The sequence below is a fragment of the Vibrio satsumensis genome (assembly GCF_050337435.1).
Lineage (GTDB): Bacteria > Pseudomonadota > Gammaproteobacteria > Enterobacterales > Vibrionaceae > Vibrio > Vibrio satsumensis.
The window spans coordinates 171,577-187,402 of the sequence record NZ_JAKJSX010000006.1; the positions used below are offsets into that span (position 1 = coordinate 171,577).

The 15,826-nt window shown below is 44.6% G+C and carries 12 protein-coding genes; 8 read left to right on the forward strand and 4 right to left on the reverse strand.

All coding sequences use genetic code 11. From position 1 onward, the window contains the following. Nucleotides 1-272 precede the first annotated feature (272 nt). The gene (gene lldD, locus L4C44_RS08275; protein ID WP_192891467.1) at nt 273-1,412 is read left to right on the forward strand and encodes an FMN-dependent L-lactate dehydrogenase LldD; all 1,140 of its coding nucleotides are present in this window, start codon (nt 273-275) and stop codon (nt 1,410-1,412) included. Between the two features lie 428 nt (nt 1,413-1,840). After that, a complete protein-coding gene (locus L4C44_RS08280; protein WP_428804840.1) occupies nt 1,841-4,696 on the forward strand; it encodes an FAD-binding and (Fe-S)-binding domain-containing protein in 2,856 nt (951 codons plus the stop codon). A 134-nt stretch (nt 4,697-4,830) separates the two neighbouring features. Here the strand turns inward: L4C44_RS08280 and L4C44_RS08285 are convergent, their stop codons facing one another. Together L4C44_RS08285 and L4C44_RS08290 are read right to left on the reverse strand one after the other, a co-directional pair. Next, entirely contained in the window at nt 4,831-5,073 is a 243-nt protein-coding gene (locus L4C44_RS08285; RefSeq protein ID WP_102299817.1) for a hypothetical protein, read from the reverse strand. A 24-nt stretch (nt 5,074-5,097) separates the two neighbouring features. Next, nucleotides 5,098-5,967, reverse strand: a complete 870-nt coding sequence (locus L4C44_RS08290) for an AraC family transcriptional regulator (protein WP_428804841.1) — start codon at nt 5,965-5,967, stop codon at nt 5,098-5,100. Between the two features lie 115 nt (nt 5,968-6,082). Between L4C44_RS08290 and L4C44_RS08295 the strand changes: the two genes are divergently transcribed. The 3 genes from L4C44_RS08295 (at nt 6,083) to L4C44_RS08305 (ending at nt 8,936) form a co-directional block, all read left to right on the forward strand. Next, complete coding sequence (locus L4C44_RS08295; RefSeq protein WP_428804842.1) at nt 6,083-7,231, forward strand: aminotransferase-like domain-containing protein; 1,149 nt, start codon at nt 6,083-6,085, stop codon at nt 7,229-7,231. 301 nt (nt 7,232-7,532) lie between these two features. Further along, nucleotides 7,533-8,522, forward strand: coding sequence for an oxygen-dependent tRNA uridine(34) hydroxylase TrhO (trhO, locus tag L4C44_RS08300; RefSeq protein WP_428804843.1), 990 nt, complete (start codon nt 7,533-7,535; stop codon nt 8,520-8,522). Nucleotides 8,523-8,678: 156 nt separating this feature from the next. Beyond that, nucleotides 8,679-8,936, forward strand: a complete 258-nt coding sequence (locus L4C44_RS08305) for an HP1242/YdcH family protein (protein WP_009846137.1) — start codon at nt 8,679-8,681, stop codon at nt 8,934-8,936. Nucleotides 8,937-9,026: 90 nt separating this feature from the next. Here the strand turns inward: L4C44_RS08305 and L4C44_RS08310 are convergent, their stop codons facing one another. Next, a complete protein-coding gene (locus L4C44_RS08310; protein ID WP_428804844.1) occupies nt 9,027-10,289 on the reverse strand; it encodes a sensor histidine kinase in 1,263 nt (420 codons plus the stop codon). Then, nucleotides 10,261-10,929, reverse strand: coding sequence for a response regulator transcription factor (locus L4C44_RS08315; RefSeq protein WP_017072378.1), 669 nt, complete (start codon nt 10,927-10,929; stop codon nt 10,261-10,263). The genes L4C44_RS08310 and L4C44_RS08315 overlap by 29 nt, the downstream gene beginning before the upstream one ends. 84 nt (nt 10,930-11,013) lie before the next feature. Between L4C44_RS08315 and L4C44_RS08320 the strand changes: the two genes are divergently transcribed. From L4C44_RS08320 to L4C44_RS08330, 3 genes are all read left to right on the forward strand, one after another. After that, complete coding sequence (locus L4C44_RS08320) at nt 11,014-12,186, forward strand: DUF5666 domain-containing protein (RefSeq protein ID WP_428804845.1); 1,173 nt, start codon at nt 11,014-11,016, stop codon at nt 12,184-12,186. Nucleotides 12,187-12,331: 145 nt separating this feature from the next. Then, nucleotides 12,332-12,811, forward strand: a complete 480-nt coding sequence (locus L4C44_RS08325) for a GNAT family N-acetyltransferase (protein ID WP_428804846.1) — start codon at nt 12,332-12,334, stop codon at nt 12,809-12,811. A gap of 247 nt (nt 12,812-13,058) precedes the next feature. After that, nucleotides 13,059-15,740, forward strand: a complete 2,682-nt coding sequence (locus L4C44_RS08330; RefSeq protein WP_428804847.1) for a hypothetical protein — start codon at nt 13,059-13,061, stop codon at nt 15,738-15,740. The last annotated feature ends 86 nt before the right edge of the window (nt 15,741-15,826 follow it).

Genomic DNA, 15,826 nt, shown 5'->3' on the forward strand with positions numbered 1-15,826 from the left:
AAGCACTTGGCGTTAATACTCAATTCCCCGACTGCAACACCGTCTAATAAGACAGTTGATGAGTTTCGGAATGGATACTAAAACACATCAACACCCTCGGGTATTAACGCCATTTTCCCGTTTTATCGTTTTATCGTTTTATCGTTTTATCGTTTTATCGTTTTACAGCTTCAAAGCTTAAGAAAGACAGAACACTTACTTTTCAAGAATTAAAGCAGCCCAAGCCAAGCTCTCATAGAAGAGCAACATCCCAAGAATTTAGGACTGAAATTATGATCATATCCGCATCGACTGATTACCGCGCCGCAGCAAAAGCAAAATTGCCACCGTTTCTTTTCCACTACATTGACGGCGGTTCTTACGGAGAACATACCCTACGCCGCAACACAGCCGATCTTGCAGAGATCGCGCTCAAGCAGCGTGTCCTCAATGACATGTCAGATCTGAATTTGGAAACTGAGTTGTTTGGCGAAAAGCTGGCGATGCCAATTGCCTTAGCACCAGTTGGCCTAACGGGCATGTACGCGCGACGTGGTGAAGTGCAAGCAGCAAAAGCCGCGGACAACAAAGGTATTCCTTTTACGATGTCGACGGTGTCGGTATGTCCAATAGAAGAGGTCGCACCTAAGATTGAACGCCCAATGTGGTTCCAACTTTACGTACTAAAAGATCGCGGCTTCATGAAGAACGTTCTTGAACGCGCAAAAGCAGCAGGCGTAACAACATTGGTTTTCACCGTTGATATGCCAGTACCTGGCGCTCGCTACCGTGACATGCACTCAGGAATGAGTGGCCCAAATGCGGCAATGCGTCGTGTATTCCAATCTATGCGTCATCCTAGCTGGGCCGTTGATGTTGGCTTGTTAGGTAAGCCACATGATCTAGGCAACATCTCTACTTACCGCGGCTCTCCAACCAAACTGGAAGACTACATCGGTTGGTTGGGTGACAACTTCGACCCATCGATCTCATGGAAAGACCTAGAGTGGATCCGTGATTTCTGGGATGGCCCAATGGTCATCAAAGGCATTCTTGATGAAGAAGATGCAAAAGACGCGGTGAGATTTGGTGCTGACGGTATCGTGGTTTCAAACCACGGCGGTCGTCAGCTCGATGGTGTTCTATCGAGTGCTAAAGCCTTGCCTGCGATCGCAGACGCAGTAAAAGGCGACACCAAGATTCTGGTCGACTCTGGTATTCGCACCGGCTTAGATGTGGTTCGTATGATGGCGATGGGCGCAGATTGCACCTTGCTTGGCCGTTCATTCGTCTACGCGTTAGCAGCACAAGGACAAGCAGGCGTTGAGAATCTACTCGACCTGTATGACAAAGAGATGCGCGTTGCCATGACTCTAACTGGGGCCAAGACAATCAAAGACTTAACTCGTGATTCTCTGGTGGGGCTAGATTAAACCTCAACGACTTAGGTTCGGATTCGGACTAATGCTTTGGTCTACTTAGACTGAAGTTCAATCGGTGTCACAGCAATTCCACTGCCGTTGTGACACCGTTTAAGCACTGGAAAATAAAATAAAAACTAGGGCGTGTTGATCTTTCGAGCTGATTTTTGCAGCGAGTTGCTGGGTATTTATACAAGGCAGAGGCGTCGATGTGTAGCTAGCCTACATGAGAAGCCGATAACGTAGTAGAAATGGCCAGCAAACGCTGCCCGAAGGGTTCAGCTAAAAGCGTTTTACTCTTTGTTGAGGGGGATTTGCTTAGAGTGACTAGGCTACTTCCCCCTCGCCGCGATTAAAACGCTTTTATCTTAAACAAAATTTAACCACGAAAGGTCAACACGCCCTAACCAGTGCCAAATAAGAAGCACAAGGAAGCAAAGATGGAGACAAACACATCCCATGAGCGAGTAATAGATGCACAAGCTTATCAGCAGCTTGAAGCGATACTGGCTCAAAAAATAGAAACGGAACGCATTGTCACACAAGAGGCAAAGCGCTTGGCTTACGGCACCGATGCGAGTTTTTATCGCTTGGTGCCGAAAATGGTTCTAAGGCTCAAGAACTTAGACGAAGTCATATTCACCATTCAAAGTTGTCGCGAACTGGGCATTCACTTTACCTTTCGCGCCGCTGGCACTAGCCTTTCAGGGCAAGCGGTTTCAGACTCGGTACTCATCACACTAACCGACGACTGGCGTGGCCACGAGATCGTCGATAACGGTAATCAAATCATTCTGCAGCCCGGTGTGATTGGTGCAGATGCCAACAAATACCTCGCCCCTTTCCAACGTAAAATCGGCCCAGATCCGGCTTCAATCAATACTTGTAAAATCGGCGGTATCGCTGCGAACAACGCAAGCGGCATGTGCTGTGGTACGGCGCAGAACTCCTATCGTACTGTCGAGAGCATGAAAATCGTATTGAGTGATGGTTCCCTACTTGATACAGCGGATAACGCCAGCGTTGAGGCTTTCAAGCAATCACACAAAGCGCTATTTGAAGGCATTGTTGATTTACACAGACAGACCAGCTCAAACCAAGAACTGGCAGACAGAATCCGCCACAAGTACCGTCTTAAAAACACCACCGGCTACGCGCTTAACGCATTGGTCGATTATCAAGAGCCAATCGAAATCATTAAACACCTGATGATTGGTTCAGAGGGCACGCTAGGCTTCATCGCCGAGATCACTTACAACACGGTGGTTGAACACCCGAATAAAGCTTCTGCTCTGCTGGTGTTTTCCGACATCGAGCAAGCAAGCAAAGCCGTGACTACGCTATCAAAAACACCGGTTGCTGCGGTTGAATTGATGGATGGCAGAGCACTTCGTTCAGTAGCTGACAAACCGGGCATGCCTGCGTTTATGCCGAGCTTAGATTTAGAAGCCGCGGCAATTTTGGTTGAATCACACGCCAGCTCCCAGCAGGACTTAGATTTACAATGTAAATCAATTTTGGGCGCATTGACTGAATACACGATTGTAGAATCGGTTCCTTTCACTTCTGATCCAAAGACAGTCGCAACACTATGGGGCATTCGAAAAGGCATGTTCCCTGCCGTTGGTGCGGTTCGTGAAGTCGGCACAACCGTTATCATCGAAGACGTGGCTTTCCCTGTCGAAAACCTCGCTAACGGCATTCGAGAGCTGCAAGAGCTGTTCGATAAATACAACTACAGCGAAGCGATCATTTTCGGCCATGCCCTCGAAGGCAACCTGCATTTTGTGTTTACTCAAGGTTTCGACAGCCAAACAGAAATCGATCGCTACGGCGGTTTCATGGATGACGTTGCCGAACTGGTTGCCGTCAAATACCAAGGTTCTCTGAAAGCAGAACATGGCACTGGCCGTAACATGGCACCTTATGTCGAATTAGAATGGGGCAAAGATGGCTACGCCTTGATGCAACAAATCAAAGCCTTGTTTGACCCAGAAAGACTGCTCAATCCCGGCGTTATTATTAACGACAATCCAAATTCACACATCACCAATTTGAAGCCAATGCCTGCTGCTGACGACCTTGTCGACCGCTGTATTGAATGTGGCTTCTGTGAGCCTGTTTGTCCGTCTCGTACCTTAACCCTATCGCCTCGCCAACGTATCGTGCTGTACCGCGAGTTACAACGCCGCCGTGCTGCAGGTGAAGAAATAGAAGCAAGCGAACTAGAAAAAACCTTCGAATATCAAGGTATTGATACCTGCGCCGCAACTGGCCTATGTGCCGAGCGTTGCCCAGTGGGCATCAACACTGGCGACTTGGTCAAGAAGCTTCGTGTTGCTAAGTATGAGAAATTCACACCAATCGCTAAGTGGACAGCGGATCATTTCTCGACCACCACTAAACTTACCAAGGCCGGCCTCAAAACCAACCAAGTGGCGAGCAAAGTATTAGGCGCAAATACTGTCGGCAAGCTAACCAACGGCTTGCGCTCAATAACTAAAGGTGCGACACCCGTTTGGATGCATGAGATGCCACAATCCAATAGCCACTCGCTAGTCTCATCACCAGTGACGCCAAAATCCTCAAGCAATCATAAAAAGGTGGTTTACCTCGCTTCATGTGCCAGTCGAACCATGGGGCAACAGAGCGATGCGGGCGATCAACGTCCTCTTACTGAAGTGACCATGTCTCTGCTCAACAAAGCTGGTTTTGAAGTCATCCTGCCAAAAAAACTAGACGACCAATGTTGTGGTATGCCTTACGACAGTAAAGGGATGAACGACCTAGCCCAATCGAAAGCGCAACAGCTCGAAGAAGTGTTGTGGCAAGCGAGTCGTCAGGGTGAATACCCAGTCTTGATGGACACAAGTCCATGTGCCAAACGCAGTATTGAGCAGTTCACCAAGCCGTTAGAAGTTCTAGAACCGACAGGGTTTGTGAATCAATACTTGCTAGAGCACCTGACGCTTGAGCCACTGAAAGAAACCGTAATGCTGCATGTCACTTGTAGCTCTCGCCGAATGGGCTTAGAAAGTGCGATGCTAAACCTCGCTAAAGCCTGTACCGAAGAAGTGATTGTTCCAGAGCATATTCAATGTTGTGGCTGGGCGGGTGACAAAGGCTTCACTACGCCAGAACTAAATGAAGCGGCAGTACATCCACTCAAGGAACAAGTGCCGAGAAACTGCACTCGCGGCTTCAGTAACAGCCGAACCTGTGAGATCGGTTTGTCGCACCACAGTGGCATTCCGTATCAATCGATCTTGTACTTGGTGGACGAAGTGGCGCAGTAGCTTCACTCATACTGCGAGCAATGTGCTCTAGTTTAAAACGAAAAATGGCAGCCCAATCAGGCTGCCATTTCTTTATTCGGCTGAAATATATTATTGAAATAAATGCTATTAAGCGAGAGCTACAGAGCCTTATGTTATTGAGCTAAGCGCATCAACTCTTCTGGCGAGTAGTGTTCTGCCTCTGCACCTTTGGCGATTAGGTCAATCACTTGGAACTCGCTCATATCCCCAAACTCCTTGGTCAAGTAATCACGAAACGCTTTCTCATTCGGCCATTTACCTCGCACGATATAGCCCTCTTCTTTGTCAAAATCTTCTGTTTCAAAGAATGAAAAGTCGGTCATACCAATATTGTGGCAATACAAAACGAGATACATAATTATTCCTCAAAAACGGGGTTACTAATAAAAGCTCACAGGTAGATAGAAATCAAGCTCAAACACTTCATCCGTGTTAAGAAAGTGATTCCGATGATAATGCACATAGGCTGGAGTTGAGCGCTGTTTGAAACCAGAGGCCGGTAACCATTTTTCTAATACCATACTGATCTGTGGTAGCAACTCACCGTAGCGGCCATTAAGTCGAAACACAGCATGCAAACCGCCGGGAATCACCATCTGATTGACGACACTTCGATACTTAATCGGTTCATCAATCGCGATGCACGCTACATAGCGACACTGATCCATTTCAACCCAAGCGGGATTGGAGTGATGCAAGCCAAATTGACTCGAAAAATCACGCAGTTCAGAGTTCGCCCACGCTTTCAATATCAACCACGCATTACGAATAGATCGGTTATAGCCAGTATGTCGAACATAGGCGGCCATGCGGTCTGACACTTCAACAATTTTAGGTTCCGGCAATTCCCGCTGCGCGACATTTTGATAGCCCGCCGCCACTTCGGGATCTTTCAGGTAAGGTTTCTCTGCTACTTGTAAATCGTGCTTACGCCACTCACCTGGCGACATGTTAAAGGTCGCTTTAAACGCGCGGCTAAACGAAGACACCGAACTAAAACCACACTTACTGGCGATTTCCACCACCGAGGATGTGGTATCGAACATCAATTGATTGGCCGCATACTCCATTCGGGTGCGTCGAATGTATTGATGTAACGACTCCCCAACCACACTTTTGAACGTGCGATGAAAGTGTTGCTCTGAATACGCAGCAATCTCAGAGAGCGCTTTTGCCGACAAAGGCTGACTGATGTCTTGGTGAATATGGAACAAAACATCATTGATTCGCGATATGTGTTGACGTGACATCGTTTAAATAGCATAAATGGACATGTCTAAGAGCATAAACGGACACGCTACTTTTTACAATTGCCGTGTAATATCAAGCGATAGAATAAAAACGACAAACGACGAGACACAACACATGGAAATCGCACAGTCATTACAACAGATTCAATCATCATACATTCGAGAGATCCTCGCAGCCGCAAGTGATCCAAATGTCATCTCATTGGCCGGTGGTTTACCGGACGAGAAAACATTCCCTATCGATTTGATGAAGCCAACGCTAGAAAACCTAGCGAACATGCCTGAAGTTTTCCAATACGGTTCGACCGCAGGTTACGGCCCGTTGCTTGACCACCTGACGCAAAGCTACCAATTGCCAGAGACTCACACAGCGATGATCTGTACCGGTTCTCAGCAAGGTTTGGATTTGATTGCCCGTGCCTATGTCGATCCAGGTGATGTGGTTGTGATGGAAGCGCCAAGCTACTTAGGTGCGATGCAGGTGTTTGGCCTAGTTCAAGCAAACATCGCGACCGTGTCTCAAACTGAATTTGGCCCGAACCTAGACGAACTGGAAACGTGCTTTGCACAGCAATCACCGAAGATGTTCTATGCCGTGCCTGATTTTCACAACCCAACCGGTGTGTGCTGGGCAACAGAAACTCGTCAAAAAGTGGCTGAGCTGTGTATCAAATACAACGTGGCATTCATTGAAGATGCGCCATACCGCGAGCTACGTTTCACAGGTACGGAACTGCCGTTGGTCTCTTCATTCTGCCCTGATAACTCTATCGTTCTTCGTTCATTCTCTAAGATTGCATCGCCAGGCCTACGTATTGGTGCTGTAACAGGCAAACGTAGTTACCTTGAACCACTAATCAAAGTGAAACAAGGTGCCGACTTACACTCAAGTGTACCGATGCAAGCGCTGCTTGTCGGTCTTCTAAAACATGAAGACTTCAACCTGCATATGGAAAGCATTCGCACACTGTACAAATCTCGTTATGAAGTGCTGTTCTCAGAGCTAGAAAAACAACTGCCTACAGATTGCGTGTTAAAAGCCGTAGATGGCGGGATGTTCATTTGGGTTGAAATCCCAGAGTGCGATACCTTCGAATTAGCTAAGACTTTGCTATCGAATGGCGTCGCGGTAGTACCAAGCCCAGTATTCTATCCACAGGCCGATGAAGCAAAAGCCGCACTGCGCCTAAACTTCACTAATGCCAACCCGGAAGAGTTGACGGAAGCGGTGAAACGCTTAGCGGAAGTACTTAACCAAGCGTAATCGCTGCTTAAGTAACACAGACTAGATACCAAAGCCCTGCTGTATTATTACAGCAGGGCTTTTTTGTGTAATGTCGCCTCCAAGAAAGATGGTGAAATAACTCGGTTTCTTAAATAGTAAATCCACATAACATTTGTTGATAAATAGCCCTACCTTTGGTTGGTTTTTGTCCCGTACCGCCTTAGTTATACTGCGGCTGATTTTAATAAGCCAACAGACTGAACTAAGTTGAAATACTAAGTTTTGATCAAAACAGGCAACCGCTCTGGATTTACGTTCCAGCTCGCAGAAAGGAAAAACCATGTCTCAATATGTTGTATGTGCTCTGTATAAATTCGTAGCACTTGATGATTACCAAGAAATTCGCCAGCCACTCACTGATGTTTTAGAAGCCAACCAAATCCGCGGTACTTTGTTACTTGCGAGTGAAGGTATCAACGGCACCGTTGCAGGTAAGCGCGAATCTATCGACGCTCTTCTTAAATGGTTCAAACAAGATTCTCGTTTGGCTGATGTGGTTTACAAAGAGTCGTTCAACGAAGAACAACCATTCAACCGTACCAAGGTTAAGCTTAAGAAAGAGATCGTAACCATGGGCGTTGAGGGCATCGACCCACGCCACGTTGTCGGCACTTACGTGAAACCAAACGAATGGAATGCGCTGATTTCTGATCCAGATGTGATTCTGGTTGATACTCGTAACGACTACGAAGTGGACATCGGCACATTCAAAAATGCTGTAAACCCAAACACAGAAACCTTCCGTGAATTCCCTCAATACGTTGAAGACAATCTTGATCCTAAGAAGCACAAGAAAGTTGCGATGTTCTGTACTGGTGGTATTCGTTGCGAAAAATCAACAGCCTACATGAAAGAACAAGGCTTTGATGAGGTTTACCACCTTGAAGGTGGCATTCTTAAGTACCTAGAAGAAGTACCAGAAGAAGAAAGCATGTGGGAAGGCGATTGCTACGTATTTGACGGTCGTGTTGCTGTTAACCACCAGCTAGAAAAGAGCGGCTACGATGTGTGTAACGCTTGTCGCTTACCAATCACTGACGAAGACAAAGCTTCTGAGCACTTCGAGAAAGGCGTAAGCTGCCCTAAGTGTATTGATAAGCACAGCGACGAGCAAAAAGCGCGTTTCCGTGAACGTGAAAAGCAAGTTCAGCTATCAAATGCGCGTGGAGAAACACACGTAGGTGGCGAAGCTGCTCACCTTATCGAGCAACGCAAAAAAGAGAAGCTTGCACACAAAGAGCAACAACGCTCTAGCAAGAAAGCGAAGTAGTATTTGCTCCTACTAAAATAACGAAGGGCATTAGCGCATCCACAATGGAACGCTAATGCCCTTTTTTGATCCTGCTCTCGCTTTGTGTTTAGGAACACATTTATCTTCAAAAATAGGCTCTATACTGAAGTTAATTAGACAAGTGAGGAAGTGCCAATGCTCAATGAAAACCATGCCTTTATCTTAGATTTCCCAGATCTTAAATTAGACATTGTTCAGCTCAACCACGACGACGAAAAATTCAAAGCAGACATGCAGAAATACCACCAACTAGACTACGACATCCGTCAGCTAGAAATCTCTGGCAGCCCTATCGATGACGACAGCATGCACAACCTCAAAGTAGAACGCATGGAGCTAAAAGACTCGCTACACAAACAGCTCACACGCCATCACGCGCTTAAGATCGTATAACAACTCATATGCTAGTGTGGCTAACTTAGCCACACTACTCTCCTTCTCAATGGGTTCATTTTTTGTAATCGAAACTACCTGCTACCCAACCTAATTATCCACTGAGAAATCTAAGTAAGTACTGAATTGAAGCCCATCATCTTGAGTTTCAAAACTCCAACCCATTCGCTCACAAATTCGTTGCACAATCACTAGGCCACAACCATAGCCAGCATTGTAAGTCTCGTTGCCATCATGACGGTTAGTGATCACTAATTGAGAACCTGTCACCACAATTCCAACATCGCCAATACTGTAGCTAAACGCATTTTTAATTAAGTTATTCAATACAATAGTAATAAAGCTCTCTGGCGCATACACAGTGACAGTCTCTTTGACGTCCAGATCATAACTCGCATCCTGCTTGGCAAACAAAGGCGCCATTTCAAGCAACTGATTCTGAACTTCGACTGCCAAGTCATAGTGACCGAAATAATGCTCATCGATACTCTCTTTACCAAGCAGCAAAAACATCTCAGTCAGCACTCGCATCTGTTCACTCGCTTCTTGCAAGCGATTAATCGCTTTTAACGCAACAGGAGGTTGATTGGGTACTTTAGTTAGCAGCTCTGCCGACCCTTTTATCACCATTATCGGGGTTCTAAGTTCATGAGAAGCAAATCGATTGAACTCTTCTTCCCGCTGAAAAAAACCTGAAATATGATTCTTCGAATCTAAAAGTGTTTGCTCAATATGTCGTGTTTCAGCGTAAGATGTCTCAACTTCAAAACTTGGCTGCTCAGGGTGCATTTGCCCTATTTTCTTTTCTATTTGATTAAGTGGCCTCGACAGCGAGCGTACAACATAGATCCCATACAGAACCATGAAGATGGAGGTTAAGCCACCTAGTATGAGGGTGTAGTTGTGGAGGCTCCATTCATACTCGTCGAGGTAGTCGTCGGCGTCATCTTGAAACAAGATATACATCAGCCCTTTGCCTGACGGGTGTTCGAATACGTAAAAATGTTTATCTTCTGTACCTAACAGATGTTCATAGAAGCCGGGCTCTTTGTATCGAGCTAACCAATTGGGCAGTTCACTTTCGCTCCAATAGGTTGAAAACTCATTTTCATTCGGCAACAACGCATCTTCGCCAAGCGACTGATATTCAGACGTATAACGGTTAGCTTCAGTGTCTAGCCAGTGATGGAGGCTGATCACTTCCATCTGGTTTTCAGCGATATAAATCACTGTCCAGAAAAGCCCGAACATGACCAAGGTCATCAAGCCAAAGCTGCGGCGGATTTTTCGGTAGATGCTCGGGTAATCGCCGTGGCTTGAGCCGTTATGCTTTGAGTCGGTAACCTTGTCCATGAATAGTCTCTAATCGTGAATGTTCAAACCCTTTATCGAGCGCGTTACGCAGGCCATAGATATGACTTCGAAGTGCATCACTGCTTGGCGATTCATCCCCCCAAACGGAATCAATCACTTCAGTTCTTGAAACAATCGCTGGCGCGTGTCGCATAAGGACTTTTAGTATTTTTAACTGGATTCGACTCAACTTAATTAGCCTACCTTCTCGGTATACCTCGTCGGTCTGCGAGTTGAGAGAGATATCGGCAAAACTCAGCTTTCCGATATCTTGGCGTGGTCCTCGGCTTGCCAATGCGTTGAGCCTTAAACTGAGCTCTTGCATTGCGAAAGGCTTAACCAAGTAATCATCTCCGCCCGCTTGAAAGGCAGCGATTTTGTCGTCCAACCTATCTTTAGCGGTTAAAAATAGAATTGGCGTAGGGCACTGCACCTCTTCTCTTAACTTTCTAACAGCGGAGATGCCGTCTAATTTAGGCATCATTATGTCCATGATAATCACGTCATAATGATTCTCAGACGCTAACTTTAACGCCGCTTCTCCATGATAAGCACAATCGATCACCATCCCTTCTAACTCTAGGTAATCGGCAATGGTTTCTGCAACATTGTGGCTGTCATCAACGATCAAAACTTTCATCGATTTATTTCACCTTTCTTCACGAGTGCTTCACGTTTGAGTTTATAAGATACACCCTCAATAAACCAAATAAAGAGTATATAGATGAAAAAGTTAGCGCTGATTTCGGTTGTCGGTTTAATTCTAACTGGCTGTGGCGGTAGTGACAGCAATAGCAATGGAAGCAACGATAACAACACGCAAGCTCCATCAGCAATTCAAGGTACCATTGACTCTGTTTCTGGCAACACCATTGTTGTGAATGGCTATAGCTATCAAGTAGACAGCGCCACTTACGCGGGTGAGGACGTGGCTATTGCAGACTTAGAAAAGAACATGATGGTCTCTATTTCATCTAATGCTCGTAGCGCTTCAGCTCACACTGGCGGGGCTCAAGTTGGTCTTGAACCGACCATCGTTGGTCTTATTTCAGACACCAACCACAATAATGGCACATTTAAAGTCAATGGCATCGCATTGACCTTTACAGATCTGTCACGTGAAATTGAAAATGGCGATTGGGTTATGGTCTCTTCTTTACCAACAGCGAATGCAGGTTACAAAGTACTTTCTGTTGTTAAGTTTGAGCACTCTAACTTAACTGAATCCGTTGAAGTTGAAGGGCTAATAAGCGATTTAAATGAATCGACTTTCAAACTTGGTGCTAATCTAAGTGTTGATTATTCAATTGCCCACATAGACAACGATGACAGCAGCAATGGATTATCTAACGGTCTTTGGGTTGAAGTGACAGGCTCAATGGCTGGCTCTCTATTGAAAGCAGATGAAGTAGAAGTCGAAGATTTTGATGAGATCGATAATGATACAGAAATTGAAGGTATTATTACTTGGGTAGCTAACGACAAATCATCATTTGATTTAAGCTACAAAGGTCGCTTTTTTATCAATGACAATACTCGTTACGAAGATGGTAACCAATCAAACTTGACCGTAGGTACAGAAGTCGAAGTAACAACGGAACAAGCTAACGGCGAAAATGTTGCTACCGAAATAGAATTTGAACACGACGATGACTCACAAGACTGGAATGACAACGATATAGACCTCGAAGGGATTGTTCAGAGCATTGACGAGTCAGCATTAAGCTTTGTTATTCAAACGTTCTCCGGCAATCAAACTGTCTACGTTAACCAAAATACTCGCTATGAAGACGGCCTAAGTTTCGATACGTTACATGGTCAACGTATTGAGGCTGAAGCTTACAAGGCTAATAACCAGTACATCGCAAGCGAAATCGAAGCAGAAGACAACGACTAACGCATAGAACATCCTTGTTACTTAATTCAGAAGCCATGCACTACGCATGGCTTTTTTCATCAAAATATTCCAAACGACAGATGAAAACTACCTTTTTAACTATGTTACTGTTTGCTTATTCAAAAGCGTTTAATAAGGAAACTGAGTGACAATAAAAGAAGAGAATATACAATTCCAGCTCGTTTCAAATTCTGAATTCGAAGAACTGTTTGCGTGTGTTAAACAAGGTATTTTCATACACGTAGATAGCGTTTTCGGCTGGGACGACGACTTTCAACATCAACGACTTTTAAACGATTACCATCCTTCTTGGTTTCATTGGATATACCATAAAAACGAAAGAGTCGGACTCGTCTGCTTTAAGCCTTACGGAAACACCTATCATATTCATCTGCTGATCATTTCCCCTCAATACCAAGGTCAGTCTCTTGGTAAAAAAGCCATGTTACTCATCCACAACAAAGCCCATCAAGAACAACGAAACCAAGTCACTCTGTCGAGCTTTAGAAGTAACACTCGCGCCATCAGTTTTTATCAGGCACTTGGCTATCAAATTGTTGATGACAGTGATGCTCACTTTATCACCTTAGCTGCAAAAGTTTATAAAATACAAATAGATATATAATAATTACAATTGATAAGTATGTAAATTACAAGCACCAAACATTCACCGTAGATATCACTCGCATATATAACTCCACTAGTTAGATATGTCTCTAGAATAAATACTCCGGCTATTTCCACCACATTCCGCTTTGATACATTTCTCATCAATGGCATTCAATTTATAAATAGTCATATTTATCAATGACATTCTGCCAATTGATTCCAGAGTAGTAAATTTTTATCAATAACTTAATAGGAGAACTAACATGAATGGTCAACGTTCACTGTTAGCAGTGGCAATAGCCCTAGGGATAGCAGGATGTGGTAGCGACAGTTCAAATAGCTCCACAACTGATACTGGCGGTTCAACAGCAACTTCAGCGTCTTTAACAGCAAAGGCCGCTGATGGCTATTTGGTAGGAGCCAATGCGTGTTTGGATCTAAACAGTAATAAAGTTTGTGATAAGGATGAGCCAAGTGCCGTAACGGGTGACGATGGTTCATTTACAATTGATAATCTAACTCAAGAACAACTTGAACAAAGTACTCTGTTGATCGAAGTGGTTGCCGGACAAACCATCGATACCGATAATCCAGGAGTCGTTCTAAGCAAGAGCTATCGCTTAACTGCACCACCAAAATCCGCCTTTATTAGTCCATTAACGACTCTGATTCAAAATGAAATCGAGAGTGGTTCTTCGTTAGAAGAAGCTAAAACAGCTATTCAAGAGAAGTTGGGGACAACACTCGATTTAACGCTAGATTATATCGAAGCCAAAAACAATAGTGACTTAGCCGATTCACAAAAAGCGGCTTTTGAAAACCTACACCGCGTTGCTCAAGTTACCGCTTCAGTCATGGCAGAGAACACGGATGCGCTATCAGAAACAGCAGCGGGCGCCGGTATTTCTGTCGAAGCACTCACCGCATTGATTAATGAAGAAGTCACTCGAGTCCTCGAGGAAGTCGTAAAAAATATTGAAGCAGCTGGAGATAGCTTCAACCCAAGCGATATTGCTGGCAGCATTAATCACGATCACATCGCCATTGATGACTCAAATCTCGAAGATAAAGTTAAAGAAAACGAAGCAAACAAAGGTTCTAAAAAAGCCGATCTCGCTAAGCTTATCAAAACAGACGGTATCAATTGGTTTGGTGGCGATAATGACACAGGCAAAGATTTAGTGGTTGCCTATGGAACATTGAAGTCTGATTCAGATAACTCAGTGACCGAAACCAGTTATATTTATGATTACTTTGCTGAGCAATTTGTTGAGTTTGAATATACCCCTGACACAAATAACATGGTATTGGGTCAAAACGGTTGGGAAGCGAGCGATGATACCTTAACCAGCATTAAACCCAATAAAGATGGAAGCTTAACCCTAGAATCTAGAAGCTCGATTTTTAGTGAAGTTGCTAGCGCTAAGCAGTTAGATATAAGTGGACTCAATGTTCGTTCCATTATGGATCAAACGGATGATGAGAACGTTTGGTCTAACATTATGCCAGTAGGTTTAAAATTCCCTGACAACACAACCGCATACAAATTGTCTGTGGAAGATATCCACGACGACATTTATACCTTTTACAAGGGTGATTGGTGTGCAGAGTATGATCCAGAACGATATGCCGCACTCAATAACATGTGTAATGGCATTAGCGCCTTTAAGAATGGCAGCGATACATGGCTTGCCACCTTGGCATCGACTATCGCAGAAGATGAATCAGATCGTCATGACACAGCGTCTAATAATCATGCGGATTTAATTCCGATGGCAGGCACGGAAAATGGCGATATATTCGCTCAACTATTGCCTAACGGTACCGTGATTTACTATATGAGAGCATGGGATTGGGAGGCTCCTTTCTCCAAGCTTTCAGAACTCGGTTCATGGAAAGATGTGTCTATAAATGACGAGCTATTACGTCAAGTGACGATTCCTGAATCTATCCACTCACAAGCTACTTGGTCTAACTACCAAAAAGAAGATAACTCCGCTTATTTGTCTGTAGTCGAAGGCTTTGTACGTATTACCTTCAAAGAGATCGAAGAAGCTAGTAGTGAGGCTTATATCTTTGACGAAGCAACTAAACAGTTCATTTTGGATAACGCATTAACGCCACAGCCTCTGCATCCTCTGAACCTACAAGCTTGTCTCGACTCACTGCCGGATGCTGAGTTCATTGCTACAGCTAATGACGTCACGGTTTACGATGTGCAACGCACACCTATGTGGGAGCCGGAAGCAGTAACACAGAACCTAACTTATGAGTTTACCTACTTGGGTGACACTTTCTCTTGGCTGAATGACGTTACGTTAGTCACCGGACTTCCAAGTTGGATTTCTGACTTAGCAGGTAGCCTAGAAAAAACGCGTATCGATATCAAAGATTCGGAAGGTGCTTTAATGGGGTATGAGTATTCATATAGCTCTGAAGATCACTATCTAGGTCAAGAAGGCTTTAACTCTGATGACTCATTGGTATGGGGCGCGGCTAAGGTCGTAATACCACCGGTAATAGCTGACAACCAAAAAATCATCAATCAAATGGTAGATTTCGGTACCTCAACCAATGCACCGCTAACATCACAATACGACTCTTGGTATGACGAGATCAGCGGTGAATTCGGTGAAACAGAGTACCCTGGATTAAGAACCGTTTCTGCAGAGACCTCACTAAGCGACATTATCGATGCGCAAACTTACTTTCTATCCACCTTCAACTACCAAGAAACTTACCTAGGTAAAGAGGAAATCACTGTACCTGCAGGTACTTTTGCAGCATGTAAGGTAACAAGTAAAACACAGTTCGAAGACTATGGTCCCCTTGACACTCAAACTACTTGGCTTACAAACCGAGGATCAATTAAGTCCATTCGAGAGGAACAATCTTGGAGCATGTCGATTAATATGGAAGCAGCTAGCTTACCTTCTATTCAATAATCGATAGATAATAAGAACAAGCCAATATGAATTTGGCTTGTTCTTTTTCGTATTAGCTCTTTAAGCCAACACCTCCATTCACAAAA

Excerpts from the sequence above, each read along its gene's own strand:
- L4C44_RS08285 (WP_102299817.1), bottom strand. The coding sequence starts at position 5,073 with ATGTATCTCGTTTTGTATTGCCACAATATTGGTATGACCGACTTTTCA.
- lldD (WP_192891467.1), top strand. The coding sequence starts at position 273 with ATGATCATATCCGCATCGACTGATTACCGCGCCGCAGCAAAAGCAAAA.
- trhO (WP_428804843.1), top strand. The coding sequence starts at position 7,533 with ATGTCTCAATATGTTGTATGTGCTCTGTATAAATTCGTAGCACTTGAT.
- L4C44_RS08315 (WP_017072378.1), bottom strand. The coding sequence starts at position 10,929 with ATGAAAGTTTTGATCGTTGATGACAGCCACAATGTTGCAGAAACCATT.
- L4C44_RS08295 (WP_428804842.1), top strand. The coding sequence starts at position 6,083 with ATGGAAATCGCACAGTCATTACAACAGATTCAATCATCATACATTCGA.
- L4C44_RS08320 (WP_428804845.1), top strand. The coding sequence starts at position 11,014 with ATGAAAAAGTTAGCGCTGATTTCGGTTGTCGGTTTAATTCTAACTGGC.
- L4C44_RS08310 (WP_428804844.1), bottom strand. The coding sequence starts at position 10,289 with ATGGACAAGGTTACCGACTCAAAGCATAACGGCTCAAGCCACGGCGAT.
- L4C44_RS08290 (WP_428804841.1), bottom strand. The coding sequence starts at position 5,967 with ATGTCACGTCAACACATATCGCGAATCAATGATGTTTTGTTCCATATT.
- L4C44_RS08330 (WP_428804847.1), top strand. The coding sequence starts at position 13,059 with ATGAATGGTCAACGTTCACTGTTAGCAGTGGCAATAGCCCTAGGGATA.
- L4C44_RS08305 (WP_009846137.1), top strand. The coding sequence starts at position 8,679 with ATGCTCAATGAAAACCATGCCTTTATCTTAGATTTCCCAGATCTTAAA.
- L4C44_RS08280 (WP_428804840.1), top strand. The coding sequence starts at position 1,841 with ATGGAGACAAACACATCCCATGAGCGAGTAATAGATGCACAAGCTTAT.